Here is a 24,076-nt window from a genome sequence, read left to right on the forward strand (position 1 = left end):
TGAATTCTATTTTTTCGGGTGTTCGCTATCAATTTTTACGGATGTCCGCTGCCGGTATTCGGACGGCGTCATCCCGTGCATCCGCTTGAACTTCGAGCTGAAATAGCTGGCGTTGGAAAAACCGGTCAGCTCCGCGATGTCCCACAGGCTGAGCGTCGTTTCCTCGAGCAGGCGAGTCGCCTGCTCCATCCGCACCTCGTTCAAATACTGGATGAACGATTTTCCGACCTTCGCTTTGAACATTTCGGAAAAATAAGACGAATTGTAGTTGAATTTCTCGGCGATCATCGTCAGGTTGAGATCGTACATGTAATTGTCGTCAATGAATTTTCGCGCCGCGTCGATATACGGCGAATCGGCTTCGCCGTGTTCGCTTCGAAGCCGGTCGGCGATTCGCCGGGCCAGCCGGACGAGGAAGCGCGTCCCCTTATCCGCCGTGTCGAAGCCGAGCGCCATTTCGGGCCGAAGCCACAGCTGTTCGCCGCTGTCGAGCGGAACGCGGGCTTCGCAGGCGATCGGCTCGATCAGCAAATACAGCTGAAAGATCGCCTTCACGAACCGGGCCCGGGAAGCGGACAACGCGTCCTGCAGCTCGCGGCGGACCGCCTGCTCGAACGCTTCCGTCTCGCCTCGCTGAAGAAAGCGTTCGATCACCTTGACCCGATCTTCCGGCAAAGCGGCCTGCGAGACGGACAGCCGGACATCTTCGGGAAGCTCGTTCCCGTGCAGGCTCCAGGCGAGAAGCGCAGCCATGTAACCTTCCTTCCACTGCTTGAAGCCGGTTGCGGGCTGCCCGACGCCGACCGTCAGCTCGAAACCGAGAAACAGCTTGACGTTGGCGCGCATCGCTTCCGCAAACCGCTCCCGCTTCTCGTCGTCGTCCGGCATGACGAAATGCATCAGCCCCGGATAGTTGGCGTCGCGGAACGGGAGCGCGGAAGGATGGAAGTTGTCCGCGGTTTCCCGGCAAATCGCGTCCAAAGGCAGCCGGAACTTGTCCGGCGTCCGGTCCGCCGAACCCCCCGCCTCCGCCTCCCGCAGCCCGACCGTCAAGAACCTCACCGTCATTCCGTCCCACGAATCGAGCTCGAACAGCCTCGCCCGCTCCCGGATAAGACGGATCGAATCGAGCTCGTCCCTGACCAGATGTACGATGAAGTGCTCCTTCATTTCCTTGTAATATTGCGACAGCCGCCAGCGGATCGTGGCCGCCTGGTCTTCCTGCCGGCGCTCGTCGTCAAGCTCTCCCTTCACCTTGACGAGCGCTTCCGTGAGCTCGTCCCGGGCGACGGGTTTAAGCAAGTAGTTGCGCGCCCGGCTCCGGATGGCGGCTCTCGCGTAATGGAAATCCTCGTAGCCGGTGACGACGATCAGGCGCAAAGCCGAATGCTGCTCATGGCAGGCATCCAGGAACGAAACTCCGTCCATCAGCGGCATATTCATATCCGTCAGAACGACGTCGACCGCTTCGCTTCCCAGCCGCTCAAGCGCTTCCCGGCCGTTGGAAGCCTCGCAATCGACCCGAAACCCCAACGCCTCCCAATTCACCTTCAATTTCAAGCCTTGACGAATTTCCGGCTCGTCATCGACGATCATCACTCGATACATCGCTTGATTCCTCCTGCGCGGGCAAAATAAGTTCGATCGACGTTCCCTCGCCTTCCGCCGAATCGATGCGGACCTCGAACAGCTCTCCGTAGTACAGCCGGCAGCGGGCCAAAACGTTGCCGAGGCCGATCTGTCCGCTGCGGCTCGCCAAAATCGTGTCCAGTTGCGCGGTAGCGGACTGCTCGAGCAGCTTCCGCCGCCGCTCCTCCGGCATTCCCGAGCCGTTGTCGGCGACCTTGAGCGTCAGCTTGCCTTCCGCGCGCCGGACGGAAATGGCCACGACCGCGTCCGGTCGATGGAGGAAGCTGAATTTGACGGCATTTTCGATCAACGGCTGCAAAATGAATTTGACGATTTGAACCCGTTCCAAGCTCCCTTCCTCGTTCAGCCGAATGGCCAGCCGGTCGCCGAACCGGACCTGCAGGATCGTCATGTAGTATCGCGTGTATTTGATCTCTTCCTTCAGCGGAATAAGATCGTCGCTGATCTTCAGCGAAAACCGCATCATTTTGCCGAGCGATTCGATGACCTGCAAGGTGTCGTCCTCCCGCTTCTGCATCGTCAGACTGCTCATCAGCTCCATCGTATTGAACAAAAAATGCGGATTGATCTGCATGAGCAGCGCTTTGTACTCGGCCTGCTGTCGCAGCAGTTTCAGCTCGAACTCCGTTTTGATGTGTTGCTGCAGCTGCACGACCGATTTGCGAAACGTCGTCGTCGCAAAGCCGACCTCGTTGCGAACGCCGTCCTCGGGCGGCAAGCGGCTCAGCGCGTTGTCGAAATCGCCGCGCTGCACGTGGCGCATCGCCTGAACGAGGCGAGACAAAGGCTTCGTAATGCCGTGCGACAGCCAGGTCGCCAGAAGCAAGGAAAGGATGAGCAGCAAGGTCGCGATTAACAAAATCGTGCCGCGCAGCTTGAACAATTGGGCGTACAAATCCTGTTCCGACACGAAGCCGACCAGCATCCAGTTCGGATTGGTCAACTTCTTGTAAACGAGGATATCCGTATGGCCTCCGTCTTCCTCCAGGTAGACGACTCCTTGCGCGCCCCCTCCGCCGCGGATGCTTTCCATCTCCTCCAGCATGTCCGCCTCCGGCGCGTAGTCGTCCTGGGACAGCATCGGCTTTCCTTGCCGATCGAGCAAATAAATGGCTCCTCTTTCGCCGAGGTGAATGCGATCGAGCGGCTCCAGAAAATAATCCGCGTTCACGTTCACTTTCATAAAGCTGTTCGTGGTCGAAGGAAAAAACGAACCGATCGGCATGAGCATGCTGACGACCGGATTCGGGTTGTTGCTCCGCAGCTCGGCGGCATCCCGATGAGCCGGCACCCAATACTCGTCATTTTCGATAAAATTGAGAAACCAATTTTCCTTCAGGAACGAAGCGTCGTTCACGATTTGATTCCCGCTGCCGATCCATGTGCCTTCCAGACGGTAGACCGTGACGGACGAAACGCTCGAATAACTGTTCGTCGTTCGCATCAAAAACTGGCTCATCTGATAGTTGGCCACGTTCTTTTCGGCCGGCGTCGAGGCCGGATCGGAAACGACGGCATCCCATTCTTTCGTGATGTCGCTGTTGAAGACGATGGATGCCAGATCGTAAATTTGCGTCTGCACCATATCGATATACGAACCATACTCGTCCATCTTCTCGAGCGCGGAAGATTCGATATAAGACCGGATAATCGAGCGGGACTGATTAAAAAGCAAAACGGACAGCGTTCCGAAAGAGAGAACGAAAAGGAGGACGAAGATGGCGATCAGGCGGCTTCTGAGCGAGTAGAACATGGCGTTTCCCTTCCCGGCGGCGCCGCCGGCTTGTTTGAATCCATTTTATGCCCTCGGTCGCGCCCGTTCAAGACTCGCGAAAAAAGACCGTTGTATTCCGCCCGCGAACGGATATAATAATGATAATGATTATCGTTGTTTATTTCATGGACGAGGAGACGGTTTCATGAGCTTGCTGTTGCCCCTTGCCACCGTTGCGCTGGTTGCCGTCGGCTCTTTCTGCCTGTTCATGGCGATCGAGCATGACCGGAAAACGGAACGATGGCTCGCCGACAAAAAAGCGTAGGCCCGCCCCGATTCCGGGCGGACCTCCGAGCGTTCCCTGCTTTTGCCGTCTTGCCGCTTTCCGCGGCCTCTATCGTTAGTTCGCCTCTCCCTTGAACCGCAGCAAACGAAGCCCGTTCAGAATGACAAGAATCGTGCTCCCTTCATGTCCGACGACGCCGAGCGGAAGCGCTAGCTCCTGGAAGAAGTTGGCCGCAAGCAGCAGCGCGATGACCGCCAGCGCGAACGTCATATTTTGCTTGACGACGGTCAGCGTCCGCCTGCCCAACGCGATCGCGCCGGACAATTTCCGCAAATCGTTTTGCAGCAGCACGACGTTCGCCGTTTCGAGCGCCGCGTCGCTCCCGCCCGCTCCCATCGCGATGCCGACCGTCGCCGTCGCCAGCGCCGGCGCGTCGTTCACGCCGTCGCCGACCATTGCCACATTGCCGTACGACTCTTTTAATTCCTTGATTTTGGCCGTTTTGTCTTCCGGCAGCAAATCGGCGAAAACCAGATCGATGCCGGCCTCCTTCGCGATCGCTTCGGCCGTCGCTTGCCGGTCGCCGGTCAGCATCGCGATTTTGACGCCCTGCCGTTTGAGCGCGGCAATCGCCGTTTTCGCCTCCGGCCGGATTTCATCCCTCAGCGCGATAATGCCTGCCGCCCCTAGCGAATGCTGAAGCACCGCGATCGTTTTGCCTTCCCGCTCCAGACGGCGAATATGCTCCAGCAGCGGCTCCGTGGCGAATCGTTCGTCCAGGTAGGCCGGCTTGCCGATTTTCCACGTTTCGCCAAGCAGCTCCGCCTTCAGTCCCCAGCCGGCCTCCGCTTGAAAGCCGGTCGGTCTCGTCAGCTCGAGGCCCCGCTCCTTGGCCGCCTCGACGATCGCCTTGGCCAGCGGATGCTCGGACAAGCTTTCCAACGACGCCGCCGTTTGCAGCAGCTCGTTTTCATCGCCGTCCCGCAGCGCGATCAAATCCGTCACGACCGGCCGGCCCGCCGTCAGCGTGCCCGTTTTATCGAAAGCGACGACTTTCGTGCGCGCCAGATTTTCCAGATGGGCGCCGCCTTTGAACAGCAGGCCCTTTCTCGCGCTGCTGGAGATGGCCGACAAGACGGCCGGCATGATGGAGGCGACCAGGGCGCAGGGCGAAGCCACGACAAGGAACACCATCGCCTTGTACAACGACTGCTCCCAGGACCAGTTCAACAGCAACGGCGGCAGCGCGATCAAAAGCGCGCAAAGCAGAATGATCGCTCTTGCGTAGATGCGCTCGAAGCGTTCCATAAACAGCTGCGACACCGGCTTTTCGCTTTCCGCTTCCTGCACGAGACGCACGATCCGGGAAAACAGCGTCGCCTCCCCGGGCCGGGTCACTTCCACAACGAGCGCCCCCTGCCCGTTAAGCGTTCCGGCATACACCTCGTCGCCGGCTTCTTTGTCGGCGGGAATCGATTCTCCCGTAATCGATGCCTGATTGACGGCCGAGGCTCCCTCGCGGACGATGCCGTCGGCGGGAATGCGTTCGCCCGGTCTGACGATGACGGCATCGCCGGCTTCGAGCTCTCCGACGCCGACCGTCGCCTCCGCCCCGCCGCGAATGACGACGGCCGTTTCCGGCTTTAATTTCATCAGCGACGAAATATCCCGGCGGCTCCGGTCCATCGTGTACGTCTCCAGCGCTCCGCTCAGCGAAAAAATGAAGATAAGCACCGCCCCTTCTGTCCAATAGCCGATGCCGGCCGCTCCGATCGCGGCGACGATCATGAGCAGGTTGACGTCCAGATCGCGCTCGTAGACAAGCGTTTGAAGCCCTTCCTTCGCTTTCGCGAATCCGCCTACGGCGAAGGCGAGGCAGTACAGCGCCACGGCCGCGCCATGCGACACCCCGTCGAGCGACCAGGCGACCGCGATCAGCAAGCCGCTGGCCAGCGCCGCGATCCCTTCCCCGTATCGTCCAAAAACGGCCGCGGCCGAATGGCGCACCGATTTCGTTTGCCGCAGCCCGCTTCGTTCCGCGTATTCTTTCGTTGCCTGTGTCGATGTAACCATGCCGTTTCCCTCCCGTTGAGAATGAGTTCCATTATTGAGGCCCTTAAAATGCCGAATGCTGCTCCGGCGAGGGAGCAGCATTCGAAAATAGAACCTATGGAGAAGCGTATCCGCTTCTTTATTTAGAATTATTATAATTTAGTATTTAATAAAAGTAAATGGGTCCCCGAAAATCTAGGCGCCGGCTCGACGGTTCTTTTTTCGTTCAACCCTGAACGACAGCCGCGATCAGCAGGATCCAGCCCGCAATAAACGAAAGACCCCCGATCGGCGTGATCGCGCCGAGCTTCTTGACGCCGGTGAGGCTCATCGCGTAAAGGCTGCCGCTGAACAGCACGATGCCGGCGAACAGAAGCCAACCCGACGTCAAAACAAGATCGCTCTCGATCATTCCGCCCGAGAGAACGCCGATGAGCAGCAGCCCGAGCCCATGGGCGATGTGGTACTGCACGCCGATCTGATAAATCGCCAGCATTTCCGGCGACAGCCTTTTTTTCAGCGCATGCCCGCCGAACGCTCCGAGAATAACCGCCAGCGCCATCATGATTCCGCCAAGCAGCAATAACGTTTGCATCAATAAATCCTCCCCCGCTTTTACTCGCTTCGCCCGCCGCCCCCGTCCAGCAGCCATTCGCCGGCAATGCCCGGCGTCGTCATTTGGACGGGATCCAGGATGATGTCGATCTCCTCTTTGGTCAACAGATGCCGCTCCAAAATAATGTCCTGCACCCTCATGCCGGTTTTGATCGCTTCCTTCACGATTCCCGCCGCCACTTCATAGCCCAGATGCGGATTTAACGCCGTGACGATGCCGAAGCTGTCATGCACGTATCGCTCGCAGCGCTCGCGGTTTGCTTCCATTCCCTCGAGCGCGAAGCGAATGAACACGTCGACCGCGTTTCGCAAAATTTTGAGCGATTGCAGCAAATTGAAGGCAAGCACCGGCCCCATCACGTTCAGTTCGAACTGGCCCGCTTCCGAGGCGAGGCAAATCGTATGATCGTTGCCGATAATTTGAAAAGCGGCCTGGTTCACGACCTCGGCCATGACCGGATTGACCTTGCCCGGCATGATCGAGGAGCCCGGCTGCCTAGCCGGAAGCTGGATTTCGCTTAAGCCCGTCCGCGGGCCCGAAGCCATCAGCCGCAGGTCGTTGCATATTTTCGAAAGATTGACGGCGCAAACCTTCAACGAAGCCGACAACTCCGTGTAAGCATCCGTATTTTGCGTCGCGTCCATCAAATCGTCGGCGGCCTTCACCGGGACGCCCAGCTCTTCGGCCAACAGCCGCACCACTTCGCTTATGTATTCCGGCTTCGCGTTGAGTCCGGTGCCGACCGCCGTCGCCCCCATATTAACGGCGAGCAGCGTATCCGCCGAACGTCCGATTCGCCCGATGTCCCGTCCGATTACGGCCGCGTAAGCTCCGAACTGCTGTCCCATGCGGATCGGCACGGCATCCTGCAGATGCGTCCTCCCCATTTTAATGACGTCATTGAATGCAATCGCTTTATCGCCGAACGCGTTCCGCAACTGTCGGAGCGTATCCAGCAATTCCTGCGTCAGCCGGTAAGCCGAAAGCCGAATCGCGGTCGGAATGGCATCGTTCGTCGATTGGGACATATTGACGTGATTGTTCGGACTGCAGTAAAAATATTCGCCCTTCGAACGGCCGAGCAGCTCCAGCGCCCGATTGGCCAGCACCTCGTTCATGTTCATATTGATGGACGTGCCCGCCCCGCCTTGAATCGAATCCACGATGAACTGATCCGCCAAACCGCCTTGCGCCACTTCGTCCGCCGCTTTGACGATCGCCTCGGCAATCGGCTCGCGCAGCATATGCGTCGAAGCGTTCGCTTTCGCGGCCGCTTTTTTGACGAGCGCAAGCGTTCGGATCAGCTCGGGATGGACCGGAACGCCGGTAATCGGGAAATTTTCGACCGCCCGCAGCGTTTGAATGCCGTAATATGCGGACTGGGGGACGCTTTTCTCCCCGAGGAAATCCTTTTCGATCCGAAATTCCAATGCCAGTTCCTCCTCAATCGGTCAGATCGGTCAACTCCATAAGTCCCGTCCCGTATATTATACCCGACGCGGATTCGAGTTGAACGGATTTCTTCCGTTTTCTTCCCTGTCGGGCGGAATAACATCGAAAAATGGAAAAAATCGCCGCTTCACGTGAAACAATGCTCTCGGATTTTCATTTGCGCTTGCCGAAGCAAAAAGGCCGCCCCTGCCTTGTCGGCGAAAGGACAGCCTCTTGAAAGGACTTCGCTTATACGACGTCGTAGCCCTGATCTTCGATCGCGTTCTTGATCGCATCAAGCGATACTTTCACTTCGTCGAAGTCGACGGCGACGGAATGGGCCGCCAAGTCGACTTTTGCACTGGCGCCAAGCTTTTTGACGGCGCCCTCGACCGCATTGACGCAGTGGGAGCAGGACATGCCTTCTACTTTCAACGTAACGCTGGACATCGGGAATGCCTCCTTTATTTTAGCGATTTCTGAACGGTAAATCCTACTTGCCGGGACCTATAATCCCGCGGATTCGCCCTAGCTCTTTTACTTTAATATACCCCCTGGGGGTATGTCAAGCAAGTTTAATCCCTTTCGTAAATCGACCCCGAACGGCTCGCGTAAAACTCCGAATAAACCTTCTCGGCGTAGGCGTCCGTCATCCCGGCTATGTAGTCGGCGGCAAGACGTTCCCACGGCCAATGTTCCCGGTGCTGCTCGTAGCTTTCCAGCCAATCGGGGGGAATAATCAATTTGCCCGTTTCAAAATCCTTGAAGCTGTCCCACAGCCTTCGGATCATAATATCGCTCCGCTTATGCAGCCTTTGAACGCGAAAATCTTTAATCAACGTCACCCAGGCGAGTTTTTTCAAAATTTCCATCGTCCGGAGCAGCTCGAGGTCCTCTTGCCCTTCGCGGACGAACGTGACCCGCTTCCATCCGGTGGCCGGATCGTCGATGATGCCGACCTGGTTCGCGAACTTCCGCACCCAGCGGGCTTTCATTTCCCGGCGCGTGCGCGACGGCTCGCGTCCCAGCTCCACGAAGATTTGCTCCCATTGCAGCCAGTATTGGTTCAGCACCCGCTTCACCATATCGGTCAAATCGACTTGCTCCCAGAACATGCCGGAATTTCCCCGGTCTTCGACGATTTCCTGCGTTACGGCCGCAACCAGCTTGTCATCCTCGAACAGATGGCGGTTCATCGGAATTTTGCCGGCCCGGATGCCGTCCTCCAGATCGTGCGTGGAATAGGCGATGTCGTCGCACAAATCCATGAGCTGGGCTTCCAGCGTCGCGACTCCGACGGGCATCTCCCATAAGTCCCGCAAATACCCGATGCCTTCCCATTCCGACTTGTAAACCCCTTTAATGCGGCCGGGTTCGTCGATGCAGAACGGGTATTTGTTGATGCCGAGCAGCACCGACGCGGTCAAATCAAGCCCGCTGTCGCTGCCCGCCCGCTTCTCCAAAAACATGAGAATGCGGTAATTTTGCGCGTTCCCTTCGTATTTGAGGCCGTGCTCTTGCATCAGGACGTCGTTCAAAATTTCCTCGCCCTTGTGGCCGAACGGCGGATGTCCCAAATCGTGCGCGAGCGCGGCGCACTCCACCACCTCAGGGTCAAGCATGAGGCCTGGATGCTCCTTTTTCGCCAAAAAGGGATAGCTTTTGCCCAGTCTCCTTGCCACTTCGCGGGCGATTTGCGATACTTCGAGCGAATGGGTCAGCCTCGTGCGGTAGTAATCTCCCGAACCCGCTCCGAACACCTGCGACTTGCCCTGCAGCCGCCGGAACGCGGGAGATTGGACAAGCCTCGCGTAATCCTTTTCATATTCGTCCCGGTCATCGCCGGAATGGATGTTTTCCGTGTCGAACAACCTTAGCTTGCGAACGTTCATGTTCGCCCACCTCATCTCTTGCTGTTTCTCATATTGTATCTATTTTAACGAGAAGTTGTCATCGTGTCAGGCTTCCTCACAAAAAAATGTGTTCTCTCCGGCAGCGGCTTCCCGCCTCATCTCGGTCCGATATCCCTTTCGCTCAGACGCATACGCTTTGCTATTGAGCACATCGATGAAAACGCGAAGAAAATCCGCGACACGGAATTCAACCGCAAAGCGTTCAAGCGATTGCGGCCGGTTTTCGGAGCAGCTTCAAAATGGCTTGCTGCCGTATTCGGAGGGATCGGCAGCAAGCAACTGCAAGCGTATTTGGAGCATTTTTTCTCCAAGTGGAACCGGCGCGGGAAGCCGTTATTTTTCGAGTTGCTAGGCGACTGTGCCTCCAAATCCACGATTATGTATGACTTATACCGGACATATTGCAACTTTTTAGGGATATTCGGATTTTATGGCAGATCTCGCCTTTGTCATCGTGACTCTAAATCGGAATTCGAAGCATCCATCCATTTTTCCCCCCACTTGCGCATTTGAAGGAGTATTGACCTGTACTCTTTTCCTTTTTCGGTCAAAGAGTATTCTACGCTTACAGGGATTGTCGGAATAACTTGACGATTTACGATCTTATGATGCTCCAAATGTCGCAGGATATCTGTTAAAGATTTGATGCTGATGTTGCCCAAATTTCTACGCAACTGATTGAAACGCTGCGAACCGTAATATAAGTGAGATATAACTCCAAACGCCCATTTGCTGCCTATAACTCTCAACGCTTCGTTTACGGCAAGGAGACATTTTTGTTCATCGTTTCGATTCAATTTAACACACCTGCCAAAACGAACTCTAGGTTTGGAATTGGAAAGGGAACTTTGGCAGAAGCTACAAAACCGGATGTCCCCATAAAGCTAATAGCCGTAGATGACATCGGGGCAAGAAGGTTACGAAGTAGATTTTCCGACATTGCGCAACCTTCACCCCGGACTTATGAATTTCGACACTTGGCTGGAGAAGAAGGGCAAAGCGATGTTCGAAGTCCTTTTCGTGGACGACTGAGCGAACGGGATAGCCAAGACAAGCGATTCATTTCACGATCCGGCTCGAAAGAATATCGAAAGATGAAAAAAAGGACGGCGCGACTCGCTCGCGCCGCCCGACCGGACAAAAGTTGCGCTGCCCGGTCACACATATTTGGTCAAAATGCTCTCCACATGCTCCAGATGCAAGCGCATCGATTCCCCCGCCGCGGCGGCATCGCGGCGTGCGACGGCATCGTAGATTGCCGAGTGCTCGCGGAACAGCCGTTCGGCGACGGAGCGGTTGGCGTAAAGCTCGACGCGCCGGATTTCCCGAATCGCCTGCTCCAATTGGCCCGTGATCGACTCGAACAGACGCAGCAAGATGCTGTTGTGCGCCGCCCCCGCCAGCGCCAGGTGGAATTGCAAATCGGTTCGCTCGCCATCGAGGTCGTCGCCGATCGTCTGTTCCATCTCGCGCACGATGGCCGACAATTGCCGCAAATCGGCATCCGTACGCTTGTCCGCGGCGAGCCGGGCGTTGGAGACTTCCAGCGACTGGCGCGCCTCCAGCAGCTCGAGGAGCGTGGAGCGGTTCAGGCGAAGCGAATCGAGCTCGGGCAGCCGGATGTCCGAAGACGCGGCGGACAAGCGGCTGCTGATGACGCGACAGCCTCCTCCCTGCCGGATTTCGATCAGCCCCATCGCTTTAAGCGCGCTCAATGCTTCCCGGGTCGTCGAGCGGCCGACGCCGAAGCGCTCCGACATCTCCTTGGTGGAAGGCAGCTTGTCTCCGATCTTCAGCTTGCCTTCGAGAATCTGGTTTTTGAGCTGCTCCGTAATCTCTTCATAGTGGTTGCGCTTGGTGAGCGGAGTGACTTCCACCGGCGGCGACCCTCCCTTTCCCGCGAGAATTCAATTTTCGTGCGATCGATCAGCCTACGATCAACGCATAAACGATGCCCGGGCCGTGAACCCCGATCGTCAAGTCGTTTTCGATATCCGACGAACGGCTCGGCCCGGAAATGAAATGAATGCCGGCCGGCAGGTTTTCCCGTCCCGCCCGGTCGAACTCGACCAGAATTTCGCCCAGTCTCGTTTTCAACCGCTCCGCCGGGATGACGATCATCAAGACGGTCGGCAGCAGCGACACCGAGCGGCCCTTATCCTTCGACGACAGCACGGTGACCGAACCGGTATAGGCCGCCGCGTAGTCGGCCATGACGACCCCGAAGTCCGCTTCGGCCGAGCGCGCCTTCCAGTGCGTCTCCGAATCGGTATTCCAAACGGAGACGACGGCGTCCGGGAGCGCCTCTTCGAGATGAAGCGAGGCGAGCTCCGGCTCGTTCTGGCGCACGATATAGCGCGCCCCCATTTCGGATGCTTTCGCCGCGATGAAAGCGCGGGCGTCGTCCATTCCGGCGAGCCGGGCCACATGCCCGCCCACGCTGCGCCAGTTCTCGGAAAATCGCTCGATCCGCTCATCCAGGCTCCATTCGAATTCGTTCCAGAAGTCCGGAGCTCCGCGGAACGGGTGCTTCGGAGCTTCCGTCACGCGCGGTCGCTTCAGCTTCTGCGCGATTCCGTTCATGAACGCTTCCTGCTTGGCGCGGGACTCCGCTTCGAGCCTGGCCAGCCATTCTTTATCGGTCTCAGCCATGTCCGTGCCCCCCTTTGCCGTGTTCGCGCTCCTTGACGATCCGTTCCATCCGGCTGCGCATTTCCGGATTCATTTCCTTCAAGCCGCTGCGAATTTCCTCGTCCAGCGTCGCGAAGCGCTGCCGGAACGATTGCTTGGGCAGGCTCGGCGTCACCCGGTACGAGTTCCATCCCTTCAGCGGACCGAGCTTCGTCCGGATGCTGCCGTCCCGCACGACCAGCTTCTGGCCGAGCTTGCCCATGCCGAGCACGGCGCGGAACCGCTTGGCGTTGCCCATCACCTGCGCAAAGCCCTTCATGCCGGCGCTTTCCAGCTTGTTGCCGTGACCGCTCTCGACTTTGCGGCGACGCAGGTAGATAAGCATTTCGTGGAGCGGAATTTTGACGGGACACGCTTCGTAGCAGGCGCCGCACAAGCTCGAGGCGTTCGCGATGTCGTCCCATTCGGCGACGTTTTTGTTCAATGCCGGCGTCAGCACGGCGCCGATCGGCCCGCTGTACGTTCCGCCGTAAGCGTGGCCGCCGATGTGCCGGTATACCGGGCAGGCATTGAGGCACGCCCCGCAGCGGATGCAGTTGAGCAGCTCCTGGAATTCGGGATCGCCGAGCTGCAGCGAGCGGCCGTTGTCCACGATAATGATGTGCATTTCGTCCGGGCCGTCCGCATCCGCCTCGCGGCGCGGGCCGGTAATGCCGGACATGTACATCGTCAGCTTTTGGCCGGTTGCGGAACGGGGCAAAAGCGTCGCCATCACTTCGAGGTCCCGGAAGGAAGGGATAATCCGTTCCATGCCCATGAGCGTGATTTGCGTCTTCGGCAGCGTCGTGACCATGCGCGCGTTGCCCTCGTTCTCGAACAGCACCATCGAACCGGTCTCGGCGATCGCGAAGTTGCAGCCGGTCATGCCGATATCCGCCTCGAGAAAGCTTTCGCGCAGCTTTTTGCGCACGAAGCCGGCGAGCACGGTCGTGTCCGCCTCCAGCTTCTCCCCCGCCACCTCGGAGAGCAGATCGGCGATCTGGTGACGGTTTTTGTGAATGGCGGGAATGACGATGTGGGACGGCGTTTCGCCGGCCAGTTGGATGATATACTCGCCGAGGTCCGTCTCGATCGCTTCGACGCCGATTTTCTCGAGCGCATGGTTCAGATGCAGTTCCTCGGATACCATCGATTTCGATTTGACGACCGTTTTGGCCTTTTTGCGCTCGGCGATGTCCAGGGCGATGCGGACGGCGTCCGCGCCCGTTTCCGCGAAATGCACGTGCACCCCGTTGGCCCGGGCATTATTGACGAACATATTCAAATAGTAATCCAGGTGAGCGATCGTATGCAAACGGATCTGCCGTCCGCGTTCCCGCCACTCGTCCCAATTGCCGTGATCGGCGGAGGCGTTCTTCTTCCCGTTGCGAAGCCGTTCGGTCGTAAATTTGACCGCCTTGCGCAAAAATTCGTCGTTCAGCGCAAGCTCCGCCCTTGCCTTGACCGTTTTCGGTTGCGATGCCGTCGCATGGCTCATATGAGGTTCGCTCCTTCCGCGAGAAGTTCCGCCAGATGCATGACCCGCACCGGTTCGTTGCGGTAACGCAAGTTGCCGGCGATATTCAGCAAGCAAGCCATATCGAGGCCGACCAGCACTTCGGCTTCCGTCTCTTTCACGTGGTCGACCTTCTCCGACACCATCGCTCCGGATATGTCCGCCATTTTCACGGCGAACGTCCCCCGAAGCCGCAGCAGTCCTCGGCGAACGGCAGCGGGACGAATTCGAGCCCTTTGACGTTTTTCATCAATTCCATCGGTTCGTCCTTGATGCCGAGCAACCGGCTGCCGTGACAGGAGGGATGGTACGTAACCTTGCGCGGGAATTCGGCCCCGACGTCGGTCACGCCCAGCACCTGCACGAGAAATTGCGTGAATTCGTACGATTTGCTTTGCAGCTTTCGCGAGCGCTCCAGCATGACCGGATCGTTCTCGAACAATTTCGGATAATGATGGATCATGCCGGTACAGGAGCCGGACGGAGCGATGACGAAATCGCTGTCCTCGAATGCGTCGAGAATCGTCCGCGCCGAAGCCCGCGCTTCGTCCCAATAGCCGCTGTTGAAAGCGGGTTGGCCGCAGCAGGTTTGAATCGTCGGGAATTCGAGCCTTACGCCGTGCTGCGCAAGCACCCGAACCATCGCTTCCCCGACCCGCGGATAGATGGCGTCGCTCAGGCAAGTGATGAACATGGAAACTTTCATGTCAGTCGCGCTCCCCATTTGTTTTTATAGTCTTATTATCAGGTTGTCAGACAACTTTGGCAAGCAAAATTTTCGCGCGCAAAGTTTGACGCCCGTTAACAAACAACCTTTATAATAAGAAAATAGCGCTGAAGGAGGCGAGCAAGACATGAAAAAAATTGCGGTATTTTGCGGGTCGAGCATGGGCGCGTCCGAAGCATACGCGAGCGGCGCCCAGGAGCTTGGCAAGGAGCTGGCCCGGCGCGGGCTCTCGCTCGTATACGGCGGCGCGAACGTCGGCTTGATGGGCGCCGTCGCCAATTCCGTGCTTTCGGAAGGCGGAGAGGCGATCGGCATTTTGCCCGGATTTCTAAAAAATCGGGAAATCGCCCATCCCCTGCTGTCCGAGCTCGTCATCGTCGATTCCATGCACGAACGGAAGGCCAAAATGGCCGAACTCGCGGACGGGTTTATCGTATTGCCCGGCGGCGCGGGTACGATGGACGAATTTTTCGAAATTTTCACGTGGCTCCAGCTCGGCCTGCACGCCAAGCCTTGCGGGCTGCTTAACGTCAACCGGTATTTCGATCCTCTGATCGCCCTGATCGCTCATATGGCGGACGAGAACTTTTTGCAGGAAAAATACCGCACCGCCGTTCTGGTCGACGAAGATCCGGGCGAGCTGCTGAACCGGTTCGCGACCTATGGGGCGCCGGACGTCAAAACGTACGATTTGGCCCGGCGCGCTTGACTTGACGATTCAGGACGTCATCCTGCCGGCCGCGGGATGGCGAACACGTCCGGACTGAACCCCGCATGCTGCTTGAACTGCTTGACGAAGACGGCCAGGTCGGCATAGCCGACGCTTTGCGCGGCTTCGCTTATGCTGCATCCGGTCGTGGCGAGCAGCTCTTCGGCCCGTTTGATGCGTCTTTGCACCAGAAAATCCGTCGGCTTTACGCCGGCATATTGCTGAAACAGCCTGGAAAACTCCTTCGTCCTCATGCCGTGAAGGCTTGCCAAATCGTTCAGGGTGAACGGCTCGCCGTAACGATCCCGGATAAATTGAATCGCCTGTTCCATCATGCTGCGGTTCTCCCGGTCTTCTTTCAGCCGGTTGCCGTTGATCAGCTCTTGCAGGATGCTGTAAAACAGCTCCTTCGACCGGAAGGCTGCCGCCGGCCCCGGGATTCCCGCCGTATGATGCAGCTTGCGAAGCAGATCGACGAGCCTCGCGTTCGTCCCCGTCTCGATCGGAAACGGCGTTTCCGCAAGCGATTTGTCCCGGGATTTATCGTCCCGGTTCGAATAGTAGACGGCGCAATATTCGAAATCCATCGACCGGGTGCACAGATCGACGCTTGTCTTGTTGGACAGGTGGACGGTCTTGCCCGGATGGAGCTCGAAACAAGCCCCTTGCGCGTAAAGTTCCGCCTCTCCCCGCAGCGTGAAAAGGAAAAAAGACCCCGAACCGGGACGTCCCCGCAGCTCGCTGCAGTGTTTGTCCGCCGGAAGAACGTGCTTGTACACGCCGTCGATGTCGATCGAAGCCCGGGTAAACCGCGCGGCCAACTCATTCCAATCGTTTGCCATTATGTAAATTCACCTCTTATGCTCGTTTGTCGTATCCCTATAATAAATGATAATGATTCTCATTGTCAAATAAAATCGCTCGGATTTTCCCTCGTTTTTTTCGCGCAGCGCATCCGCAAACGGCAAAAAGACGCTCCCGCACATCGATGTGCGAGAGCGCCGCCGCGCTTGCCGGATGAACCGCTGCTATACCGTTTTCACCGATATTCCTCGATCGGTTATCATCTGCTGCATGTCTTTCGGCATTCGGCGGTCGGTAACGATCGAAGCGATCGCATCCAAATCCGCGACGTGGGCGAACGCCTGGCTGCCGAACTTGCTGGAATCGGCCAGCAAAATCACTTCGTCTGCCATGCCGATCATTTTGCTCTTGATCCTCGCCTGCAGTTCGTTCGATTCGCTGACGCCGCGTTCCAGATGGACGCCCTTGCACGACAAAAACGCCTTGCCTACGTGATAGGCGTCGAGAGAACGCTCCGCAAGCGGACCGACATACGAAAGCGAGCCGTGCGCAAGCTGCCCGCCGGTCGAAATGACGACGATCTTTTCCTTCGCCGCAAGCTCGAGGGCAACCTTGATCGAATTGGTCAGCACGGTCAGCGGAATATCCGGCAGCTGCGCCGCCATATACCATGCCGTAGAGCTGGCGTCGAGCAAAATCCGGTCCTTCGGACGGATCAACTCGATCGCCGCCTCGGCGATTCGTTTCTTCTCTTCCGCGTTCAGGATTTCCCGTTCCGCGTAAGGCACCTCCGGCGGCTGCTGCTGATCCTTGACGCTAACCGCTCCGCCGTGCGTGCGGCGCAATCGGCCGGCCAGCTCCAAGCGGTCCAAGTCCCGGCGAATCGTCTCCTCCGTCACTTGGCACAGCTCGCTCAGCTCGGCAACCCGGATGCTTCCTCGCTCGTTTACCAGCTGAACAATGTACTCGTAGCGTTCCGCGACCAGCATAGCCTACCTCTTTTCGTCCTCATTTCGTCGTTTCGATTCGCACGTCAATTCGCGCGCGCAAGTCCGGTCGCGCGCAAAAAGCGGCCGTACGCGTCTTCCCAATGCTCCCGTTGCTGCGGCTCGTACGTCGTCACCGGGAACGATTCGCGAATAACCTTCCGCGCCTCCCAAATGTCGGAAAACTGTCCTTGCGCGATCCACTGAACGGCCAGGTTGCCGATGGCGCTGCCTTCGGCCGGTCCCGCCCAGACGGGCTTGCCGATCGCGTTCGCGGACCATTGGCAGAGCAGCGCATTCTGGATGCCGCCGCCGACCATGTGCAAGCCGTTGAACCGCTGGCCGCTCAGCCGCTCGGTCATCTCGAGCACGTACCGGTATTTCAGCGCCAGGCTTTCCAGAATGCAGCGAACGACGGCTCCCGCGTCCTCGGGCGCTTGCTGTCCGGTTTTCGCGCAGTAGGCGCGAATGCGTCCCGGCATGTCTCCCGGCGGGAGAAACGCGTCGTCGTCCGGATCGATGAACGCCGCGAACGCCGGAGCCGCTCCCGCGAGCTGCACGAGCTCCGGGAACGAATAGGAAATGCCCGACCGCTCCCATTCCCGGCGCGTTTCGTTCAAAATCCACAGGCCCATGATGTTTTTGAGCAGCCGGTACGTGCCGCCGACGCCGCCCTCGTTCGTAAAATTCAGCTCCCGGGCCAGATCGTTTATGACGGGCTTCTCCACTTCCGTCCCCATCAGCGACCACGTTCCGCAACTGAGATACGCGAACGATCGGTCGAGCGCCGGAACCGCCGCGACGGCCGAGCCGGTATCGTGCTCGGCGACCGCGTAAACCGGCACCGGCTCGATGCCGAGCTCCTCGCACAGCGAAGGCAGCAGCGAGCCGACCCGCGTTCCCGGCTGCACGATTTCGCCGAACCATTGTTCCGGCAGGCCGAGCTTGCCGATCAGCTCCCGGTCCCAATCGCCTTTCAGCGGATTGTACAGCTGCGTCGTCGTCGCGTTGGAAAACTCGTTGAACCGCTCGCCGGTCAGGAAGTAGCGCAGCAGGTCCGGAATCATCAGGAAGCGCTTCGCTTCGCGCAGGATCGGGTTCTCGTCCCGCTTGAGCGCGAACAGCTGGAAAATCGAATTGAACGTTAAAAACTGAATTCCGGTCCGGTTGAAAATTTCGGCCGAAGGGATTTGCTCGAACAGCTGCTCCATCGCCCCTTCGGTGTGCCGGTCGCGGTAGTTGTACGGGTTGCCCAGCAATTCGCCGTTCGCGCCGATAAACCCGAAGTCGACCGCCCAGGTGTCGATGCCGAGACTTTGCAGGGCGATGCCCTTGTTTTTCGCTTTGAGCAGTCCCGTCTTCATCTCATGGTACAACCTAAGCACGTCCCAGTGCAAACGTCCCCCGACTTGCACGGGGTCGTTCGGGAAACGGTGCAACTCTTCCGTCTCGATCGAACGGTCGGTCAGCCGGCCGAGCAGCGCCCTGCCGCTGCTCGCGCCGAGATCATAGGCGAGTGTGCTCGTCAACTGGCATCATCCTTGATTGAAAAGTACGTCCGATTAGCGCTTGAGCAGCACTTCCTGCTCGTAGGCTTTGATTTCCGCAAGCCACTCCTCGCGAACCGGAACGCCCGATTTTTCGCAGTAGTAATCCCATACGGCGCCGAACGGATACGTCTTGAACTCCTCGGTCAGCGCGAGGCGCGTCGTGTAGTCGCCTTCGAGCTCCGCTTTTTTCAGCGCTTCGACCGGCTCCAGCATCGCGCGCAGCAGCGCCTTGATCGTGTTGCGGGTGCCGATGACCCAGGCGGCGACGCGGTTGATGCTGGCATCGAAGAAATCGAGCCCGATGTGCGTTTTGCCGAGCAGATCGCCGCGAATCAGCTCCTTGCCGATATCCAGCAGCTCGTCGTCCAGCGTGACGACGTGGTCGCTGTCCCAGCGCACCGGGCGGCTGACGTGCAGCAGAATGCCTTCCGCGAACAGCGACAGCGCCGACAGCTTGTTCGAAATCACTTCGGTCGGATGGAAATGGCCGGCGTCCAGGCAGATCAGCTTGTTATTCGTCAAGCCGTAGCCCATGTAAAACTCGTGAGAGCCGACGGTGTACGCTTCCGCGCCAAGGCCGAACACTTTGCTTTCGACCGCGTCGAGGTTGTGGGCAGGGTTCAGCTCCTCGGCGAACACTTCGTCCAGCGCATCCTTCAGGCGCTGCCGCGGCGCCAGGCGGTCCGCCGGCGTGTCTTTGTAGCCGTCCGGCACCCAGACGTTCGTGACGCACGTTTGGCCCAATTGCTCGCCGAAATAGGCTCCGATTTTGCGCGAGGCCTTGCAGTGGTCGATCCAGAACTTGCGGATTTTCGGATCGGCGTGGCTCAGCGTAAAGCCGTCCTTCGAATTTTCGTGAGAGAAGCAGGTCGGGTTGAAGTCGAGGCCGAGGCCTTGCTCCTTCGCCCAGGTCACCCATTTTTCGAAATGCTTCGGCTCGAGTCGGTCCAGTTCGACCTTTTCGTCCGTATCCGCGTAAATCGCGTGAAGATTGACCTTGTGCTTGCCGGGAATCAAAGAGAACGCTTTCTCCAAATCGGCGCGAAGCTCCTCGGGCGTGCGGGCGGCTCCCGGATAGTTGCCGGTTACCGCGATGCCGCCGGTCAGCTCCTGATCCTTGTTCAAAAAACCGCGAACGTCGTCGCCTTGCCAGCAGTGCATGGAAATTTTGATTTCGGAAAGCTTGGCGAGCGCCGCGTCCACGTCGATCCCGTGCTTGGCGTAAAGCTGTTTCGCCTCTTCGTAGCTTTTTTGTACGTTGGAAGACATCGAATTACTCCCTTCGGGCGAGCCCCTTAGTCTGACCTCGAATTATTTGACCGGGTAGGCGACGACGGACATGAGAGCGTTCTCGGCCTGCGTCGCATCCAATCGGCTGTATTGAACGATGACCGGTATGTCGCTGCGCACCTCGATCGCATACGGAACGCCGACCGGGATCGGCGTTCCGTTTTTGACCAGGGACGAGGTGCGGATATGCTTCGTGCGTCTTGGCGGAACGACGACGAGAATGTCTTCCATCGGGTCGCGGTCTTCGAAAAAAATCGTGAAGTTGATCAGCGCTTCTTCCGAGGACACGTTCAGCACGCAGACGGATTCGTGGCTTTCGAGCGATCCCGCGCTTGTCGGCGGAATGTAGCCGTCGGGAATGATCCAGTGCTTTTCGCCTTTCGCTTGCGGCATACCGCAAGACCTCCCTTATGCATAATAATGGCGATTATCTCGTGAACGCCGCCGGCACGCCGCCGTCGATCGTCAGCATGCAGCCCGTCGTTTTCGCCGATTTCGAGGAGGCGAAAAACGCGACGCCCTCCGCGATATCGCGCGGATAAATGTTGACGAGCAGCGTCGTGCGCTTGCGGTAGTACTCTTCCAGCTGGTCCGGCTCGATGCCGTACGCCGCGGCGCGTTCGTTGCGCCAGTTGCTGTTCCAGATGGCGGAGCCTTGCAAAATCGCGTCCGGCAAAATCGTGTTGACGCGAATGCCGAACTCGCCGCCCTCGGCCGCGATGCAGCGGGCCAGATGCGCTTCCAGCGCTTTCGCGGAGCTGTAGGCGGTGACGTTTTTGCCGGCGTAAACGGAGTTCTTCGAGCCGATGAACACCATGCTGCCGCCGATAGCCTGCTCCTTCATCAGCTTGAACGCCTCGCGGGCAACGAGGAAGTAGCCCGTGCCGAGCACGTTCATGTTCAGGCTCCATTCCTTGAGCGACGTTTCGTCGAACGGGCTGGACGTCGCGAGGCCGGCGTTGTTGACGATGATGTCGACGCCGCCGTAAGCAAGAGCCGTTTGCGCGTAAGCGGCCTGGACCGCTTCCTCGCTCGTGACGTCCATTTTGACGGCGATCGCGCGGTTTTCGCCGTATTTCGCGTTGATTTCGGCCGCGACCTTCTCCCCGCCTTCAAGGTTCAGGTCGGCCAGCACGACGTGCGCGCCTTCCGACACGAGACGGCGGGCCGTTTCGCTGCCGATGCCGCCCGCGCCGCCCGTAATGAACGCGACCTGGCGGGAGAATTCGGCTTCCGGCGGAGCGAGGGACAGCTTGTAAAGCTCGAGCGGCCAGTATTCGACGTTGTAGGATTCGTTTTCGCTGAGCGAGACGAAGTTGCCCAGCGCCGTCGCGCCGCGCATGACCGCAATCGCGCGGTGGTAGAGCGCGCCGCTTACCTGGGACATCGCCCAGCTCTTGCCCGTGTTGATCATGCCGACGCCCGGAATCAGGATGACGCGAGGAGCGGCTTCGAACATGACGTCGCCTTCGTTTTTGTTGCGTTCAAAGTACGCCTTGTACTGCTCTTTGTATGCGGCGATGCTTTCTTTCAGAATTTGTTTCAGGCCTTCGACGTCGTCCGCGTCAGGCGTCCAGTCGACGAACAGCGGCACGACCTTCGTGTGCACGAGGTGGTCCGGGCAAGCGGCGCCGACCTGCGACAGCTTCGGGGAATCGTGGCCGCCGACGAAAGCGAGCACGTCGTCCGCGTCGTCGAACGACAGGATCATTTTTTTCGCGTCGCTGACCGCGCCGCGAATCGTCGGCATCACTTGCGCCGCGATCGAGCGGCGGACGTCGGCCGGCAGCGGGGCATGCTTTGCGCCGCCGAACAGCTTCGCCTCATTGACGCGCGCTTCGATAAACGCTTCGGCTTCGCTGATGATTTTGATCGTTTGCGCATATGCTTCTTCGGACGTTTCGCCCCAGGTGACAAGGCCGTGTTTCTCCATCAGGACGAGCTCGGCTTTCGGGTTGGCCAGCACGCCTTCCGCGATCATCTTGGACAGCGTGAAGCCCGGGCGCACGTAAGGAACCCAGACGAAGCGGTCGCCGAAAATTTCCTTGGCCAGCTCTTTGCCGTTATCCGCGCAGCAGAGGCTGATGATCGAATCCGGATGCGTATGGTCGACGTGCTTGAACGGCAGGAACGCGTGCAGCAGCGTTTCGATCGAAGCGCGAGGATGCTTGGCGTCGATCATGCAGTTCGCCAGATAAGCCACCATTTCTTCGTCGCTCATCTCGTCGCGCTCGAACAACGGACGGATGTCGTCCATGCGCAGGCCGGTGAAATTGCCCGCTTTCATCGAGGCAAGGTCGGAGCCGCTGCCTTTGACGTACATGACTTCGACGTCGCGGCCGCGGAAATCCTTCACGATCGTCTTGGCCGACGTGTTGCCGCCGCCCCAGTTGCAAACGCGGCGATCCGCGCCGATGATGTTCGAGCGGTAAACGAGCTGGTCCAGTCCGCTTTGAAGCTCGGCTGCTTTAGAAGAGTCCCACAAGCTTTGTACCATGTTGAGAAAACCTCCGAATGTTGGTTTTGTTTTTGCTTGTTTCGATTATATCATCTTTGTTTATTTTTGAATATGAGATTTCAAACAAAAACAAAAATAAAACCGCCGATTCGAATGCCGGCGGTTTCGGTTGTTGCACGTTTCGGTTTGTCAAATCCCGTCCACGATTCGCACGGCCCGGCGGGCGGCTTGCCGAAGCAGCTCGTCTTCGTCGATCGTCAGCAGCTTCCGGCCGCGCATCAGCAGCTTGCCGTTCACGATCGTCGTGTCCGCGTCCGCCCCGCAGGCGCCGTACGCCAGCAGCGATTCGAGCCGGTGGACCGGCTGAAGACGGGGCTTGCGCATGTCGATCAGGATCAGGTCCGCCTTTTTACCCTTCTCCAGCGTCCCGACGCTCCCGTCGATCCGAAGCAGCCTCGCTCCCTCGATCGTGCCCATGCGCAAAGCCTGCCGCGCCGGAAGCTTGGTCGGGTCGCCGTAATCCAGCTTTTGCAGCCAGGAGGCGGCCTTGATCTGTTCGAACATGTCGACGCTCGTCGCGCTGCCCGCCCCGTCCGTGCCGAGCCCGACGACGACGCCCTGATGCCGGAGCTCCGTCACCGGGGCGATGCCGCAGCCCAGCTTCAGATTGCTGACCGGGTTGTGCGCAACCCCGCCGCGCATGCCCGCGAGCAGCCGCACGTCCTTCCGGCTCAAATGGACGCCGTGCGCGAGCAGTACGTGAGCCCGGTCGAACATGCCCGCATGCGCCAAATATTCGGTCGGCGTCAAGCCGTAGCGGTCGCGGATTTTGACCGTCTCTTCCTTCGTTTCCGCCAAATGGATATGGATTGGCACGCCCGTTTCCTCGGCAAGCCTGATGACGCGGGACAGCGGTTCCGGCGGACACATGTACGGCGAGTGCGGGCCGAGCATCGTCGTGATTCTCCCCTCCGCCTTGCCCGACCAGCGTTCGATCAAATCCAGCGCTTCCGCCATCCTCCGGCCCCCGTCGTCCTCGGCGAATACGAGCCCTCTCGTCAGCGAAGCCCGGATTCCGGTCTCCTCCACGGCAAACGCGATTTCGTCCATATGAATGTACATGTCGGCGAAAGCGGTCGTTCCCGATTTGATCATTTCGGCAATGCCGAGCTTCGCTCCCCAATAAATGTCCTCCGGCGTCATTCTCGCTTCGGCCGGAAGCATTTTTCGATCCAGCCATTTCATCAGCTTGAGATCGTCGGAAAAGCCTCTCAGCAGGCTCATCGGCGAATGCTGGTGAGCGTTGACCAGGCCCGGCATCGCCGCCATCCCTTCCGCCGGGATGACCTCATCCGCGGCCGCGTCGATGGCGAATCCGATTTCCGCGATCGAATCCCCTTCGATCAGGATATCTCCGACAAACGGTTCCTCCTCCTTCATCGTCACGATCGTCGCTTGCTTAATCAGCGTTCGCATGCGCGTTCACCCTCCGTTTTTTTGATCGTCGAACCCTTTCCCATCGTGCGCCCTTCCCTGACGCGAATGTCAAGAGGCCGCTGCGGCGCGGGCCGCATTCACGCAACGGAACGGCCGAAAGACGCCCGCCTGGCGCTTTGCGTTTACGCAGCGGAATAGGCAAGGAACGGCCGCACGGCCCTTTACTTTCACGTAAGGTGAAGGTTTACAATAAGAAGAAGAAACGGA

The 24,076-nt window shown here is 58.6% G+C and carries 20 protein-coding genes and 1 pseudogene; 2 read left to right on the forward strand and 19 right to left on the reverse strand.

The annotated features are described in order from the left end of the window. Positions 1-6: 6 nt before the first annotated feature. From JW799_RS23835 to JW799_RS23865, 7 genes are all read right to left on the reverse strand, one after another. Complete coding sequence (locus tag JW799_RS23835) at positions 7-1,608, reverse strand: response regulator transcription factor (RefSeq protein WP_080838919.1); 1,602 nt, start codon at positions 1,606-1,608, stop codon at positions 7-9. Beyond that, the gene (locus tag JW799_RS23840) at positions 1,583-3,403 is read right to left on the reverse strand and encodes a sensor histidine kinase (RefSeq protein WP_205432009.1); all 1,821 of its coding nucleotides are present in this window, start codon (positions 3,401-3,403) and stop codon (positions 1,583-1,585) included. The genes JW799_RS23835 and JW799_RS23840 overlap by 26 nt, the downstream gene beginning before the upstream one ends. A 361-nt stretch (positions 3,404-3,764) precedes the next feature. Then, positions 3,765-5,723, reverse strand: a complete 1,959-nt coding sequence (locus tag JW799_RS23845) for a heavy metal translocating P-type ATPase (RefSeq protein ID WP_205432010.1) — start codon at positions 5,721-5,723, stop codon at positions 3,765-3,767. A 205-nt stretch (positions 5,724-5,928) separates the two neighbouring features. Then, the gene (locus JW799_RS23850; protein ID WP_080838914.1) at positions 5,929-6,297 is read right to left on the reverse strand and encodes a DUF423 domain-containing protein; all 369 of its coding nucleotides are present in this window, start codon (positions 6,295-6,297) and stop codon (positions 5,929-5,931) included. 20 nt (positions 6,298-6,317) lie between these two features. After that, positions 6,318-7,748: an aspartate ammonia-lyase gene (gene aspA, locus JW799_RS23855; protein ID WP_240353396.1), complete on the reverse strand. Its 1,431-nt coding sequence runs from the start codon at positions 7,746-7,748 to the stop codon at positions 6,318-6,320. Between the two features lie 250 nt (positions 7,749-7,998). After that, the gene (locus JW799_RS23860) at positions 7,999-8,199 is read right to left on the reverse strand and encodes a copper ion binding protein (protein WP_205432011.1); all 201 of its coding nucleotides are present in this window, start codon (positions 8,197-8,199) and stop codon (positions 7,999-8,001) included. A 125-nt stretch (positions 8,200-8,324) separates the two neighbouring features. Beyond that, positions 8,325-9,641, reverse strand: a complete 1,317-nt coding sequence (locus JW799_RS23865; RefSeq protein ID WP_205432012.1) for a deoxyguanosinetriphosphate triphosphohydrolase family protein — start codon at positions 9,639-9,641, stop codon at positions 8,325-8,327. Positions 9,642-9,704: 63 nt separating this feature from the next. Between JW799_RS23865 and JW799_RS23870 the strand changes: the two genes are divergently transcribed. After that, the gene (locus tag JW799_RS23870; RefSeq protein WP_176220746.1) at positions 9,705-10,175 is read left to right on the forward strand and encodes a hypothetical protein; all 471 of its coding nucleotides are present in this window, start codon (positions 9,705-9,707) and stop codon (positions 10,173-10,175) included. On the opposite strand, the gene JW799_RS23875 is transcribed toward JW799_RS23870, so the two are convergent. The 5 genes and pseudogenes from JW799_RS23875 to JW799_RS23895 form a co-directional block, all read right to left on the reverse strand. Then, positions 10,112-10,459, reverse strand: a complete 348-nt coding sequence (locus tag JW799_RS23875) for a winged helix-turn-helix transcriptional regulator (RefSeq protein WP_080838902.1) — start codon at positions 10,457-10,459, stop codon at positions 10,112-10,114. The genes JW799_RS23870 and JW799_RS23875 overlap by 64 nt on opposite strands. 360 nt (positions 10,460-10,819) lie before the next feature. Beyond that, positions 10,820-11,539, reverse strand: coding sequence for a FadR/GntR family transcriptional regulator (locus JW799_RS23880; protein ID WP_080838900.1), 720 nt, complete (start codon positions 11,537-11,539; stop codon positions 10,820-10,822). Positions 11,540-11,588: 49 nt separating this feature from the next. Beyond that, positions 11,589-12,314 carry a LutC/YkgG family protein gene (locus tag JW799_RS23885; protein WP_205432021.1) on the reverse strand — a complete coding sequence of 242 codons (726 nt, stop codon included), beginning with the start codon at positions 12,312-12,314 and terminating at the stop codon, positions 11,589-11,591. Beyond that, positions 12,307-13,830, reverse strand: a complete 1,524-nt coding sequence (locus tag JW799_RS23890; RefSeq protein ID WP_205432024.1) for a LutB/LldF family L-lactate oxidation iron-sulfur protein — start codon at positions 13,828-13,830, stop codon at positions 12,307-12,309. Before JW799_RS23890 ends, JW799_RS23885 begins: the two co-directional genes overlap by 8 nt. Beyond that, positions 13,827-14,554 (reverse strand): annotated as a pseudogene (locus JW799_RS23895) ((Fe-S)-binding protein). The gene JW799_RS23890 and the pseudogene JW799_RS23895 overlap by 4 nt, the downstream one beginning before the upstream one ends. Positions 14,555-14,702: 148 nt before the next feature. Here JW799_RS23895 and JW799_RS23900 point away from each other — a divergent pair. Then, positions 14,703-15,284: an LOG family protein gene (locus tag JW799_RS23900; protein WP_205432026.1), complete on the forward strand. Its 582-nt coding sequence runs from the start codon at positions 14,703-14,705 to the stop codon at positions 15,282-15,284. 17 nt (positions 15,285-15,301) lie between these two features. On the opposite strand, the gene JW799_RS23905 is transcribed toward JW799_RS23900, so the two are convergent. The 7 genes from JW799_RS23905 to JW799_RS23935 form a co-directional block, all read right to left on the reverse strand. Then, positions 15,302-16,126: a helix-turn-helix domain-containing protein gene (locus JW799_RS23905; RefSeq protein ID WP_205432028.1), complete on the reverse strand. Its 825-nt coding sequence runs from the start codon at positions 16,124-16,126 to the stop codon at positions 15,302-15,304. A gap of 186 nt (positions 16,127-16,312) precedes the next feature. Further along, positions 16,313-17,077 (reverse strand): DeoR/GlpR family DNA-binding transcription regulator, encoded by a 765-nt coding sequence (locus JW799_RS23910; protein WP_080838888.1) that lies wholly within the window; start codon positions 17,075-17,077, stop codon positions 16,313-16,315. A gap of 44 nt (positions 17,078-17,121) precedes the next feature. After that, the gene (locus JW799_RS23915) at positions 17,122-18,603 is read right to left on the reverse strand and encodes a rhamnulokinase (protein ID WP_080838886.1); all 1,482 of its coding nucleotides are present in this window, start codon (positions 18,601-18,603) and stop codon (positions 17,122-17,124) included. 33 nt (positions 18,604-18,636) lie between these two features. After that, the gene (gene rhaA, locus JW799_RS23920; protein WP_080838884.1) at positions 18,637-19,893 is read right to left on the reverse strand and encodes an L-rhamnose isomerase; all 1,257 of its coding nucleotides are present in this window, start codon (positions 19,891-19,893) and stop codon (positions 18,637-18,639) included. Positions 19,894-19,935: 42 nt separating this feature from the next. Then, complete coding sequence (locus JW799_RS23925; RefSeq protein ID WP_080838882.1) at positions 19,936-20,307, reverse strand: sensory rhodopsin transducer; 372 nt, start codon at positions 20,305-20,307, stop codon at positions 19,936-19,938. Positions 20,308-20,341: 34 nt separating this feature from the next. Next, positions 20,342-22,411, reverse strand: coding sequence for a bifunctional aldolase/short-chain dehydrogenase (locus tag JW799_RS23930; RefSeq protein ID WP_080838880.1), 2,070 nt, complete (start codon positions 22,409-22,411; stop codon positions 20,342-20,344). A 150-nt stretch (positions 22,412-22,561) separates the two neighbouring features. Continuing rightward, positions 22,562-23,848, reverse strand: a complete 1,287-nt coding sequence (locus tag JW799_RS23935; protein WP_205432030.1) for an amidohydrolase — start codon at positions 23,846-23,848, stop codon at positions 22,562-22,564. Between the last annotated feature and the right edge of the window lie 228 nt (positions 23,849-24,076).

This window comes from Cohnella algarum (genome assembly GCF_016937515.1).
Taxonomy (GTDB): Bacteria; Bacillota; Bacilli; order Paenibacillales; family Paenibacillaceae; genus Cohnella; species Cohnella algarum.

What these genes read in the sequence shown, in the direction of transcription:
- JW799_RS23840 (WP_205432009.1), bottom strand. Translation starts at nt 3,403, where the DNA reads ATGTTCTACTCGCTCAGAAGCCGCCTGATCGCCATCTTCGTCCTCCTT.
- JW799_RS23890 (WP_205432024.1), bottom strand. Translation starts at nt 13,830, where the DNA reads ATGAGCCATGCGACGGCATCGCAACCGAAAACGGTCAAGGCAAGGGCG.
- JW799_RS23935 (WP_205432030.1), bottom strand. Translation starts at nt 23,848, where the DNA reads ATGCGAACGCTGATTAAGCAAGCGACGATCGTGACGATGAAGGAGGAG.
- JW799_RS23860 (WP_205432011.1), bottom strand. Translation starts at nt 8,199, where the DNA reads ATGTCCAGCGTTACGTTGAAAGTAGAAGGCATGTCCTGCTCCCACTGC.
- JW799_RS23910 (WP_080838888.1), bottom strand. Translation starts at nt 17,077, where the DNA reads ATGCTGGTCGCGGAACGCTACGAGTACATTGTTCAGCTGGTAAACGAG.
- JW799_RS23930 (WP_080838880.1), bottom strand. Translation starts at nt 22,411, where the DNA reads ATGGTACAAAGCTTGTGGGACTCTTCTAAAGCAGCCGAGCTTCAAAGC.
- JW799_RS23835 (WP_080838919.1), bottom strand. Translation starts at nt 1,608, where the DNA reads ATGTATCGAGTGATGATCGTCGATGACGAGCCGGAAATTCGTCAAGGC.
- JW799_RS23900 (WP_205432026.1), top strand. Translation starts at nt 14,703, where the DNA reads ATGAAAAAAATTGCGGTATTTTGCGGGTCGAGCATGGGCGCGTCCGAA.
- JW799_RS23885 (WP_205432021.1), bottom strand. Translation starts at nt 12,314, where the DNA reads ATGGCTGAGACCGATAAAGAATGGCTGGCCAGGCTCGAAGCGGAGTCC.
- rhaA (WP_080838884.1), bottom strand. Translation starts at nt 19,893, where the DNA reads ATGTCTTCCAACGTACAAAAAAGCTACGAAGAGGCGAAACAGCTTTAC.
- JW799_RS23925 (WP_080838882.1), bottom strand. Translation starts at nt 20,307, where the DNA reads ATGCCGCAAGCGAAAGGCGAAAAGCACTGGATCATTCCCGACGGCTAC.
- JW799_RS23905 (WP_205432028.1), bottom strand. Translation starts at nt 16,126, where the DNA reads ATGGCAAACGATTGGAATGAGTTGGCCGCGCGGTTTACCCGGGCTTCG.
- JW799_RS23865 (WP_205432012.1), bottom strand. Translation starts at nt 9,641, where the DNA reads ATGAACGTTCGCAAGCTAAGGTTGTTCGACACGGAAAACATCCATTCC.
- JW799_RS23850 (WP_080838914.1), bottom strand. Translation starts at nt 6,297, where the DNA reads ATGCAAACGTTATTGCTGCTTGGCGGAATCATGATGGCGCTGGCGGTT.
- JW799_RS23845 (WP_205432010.1), bottom strand. Translation starts at nt 5,723, where the DNA reads ATGGTTACATCGACACAGGCAACGAAAGAATACGCGGAACGAAGCGGG.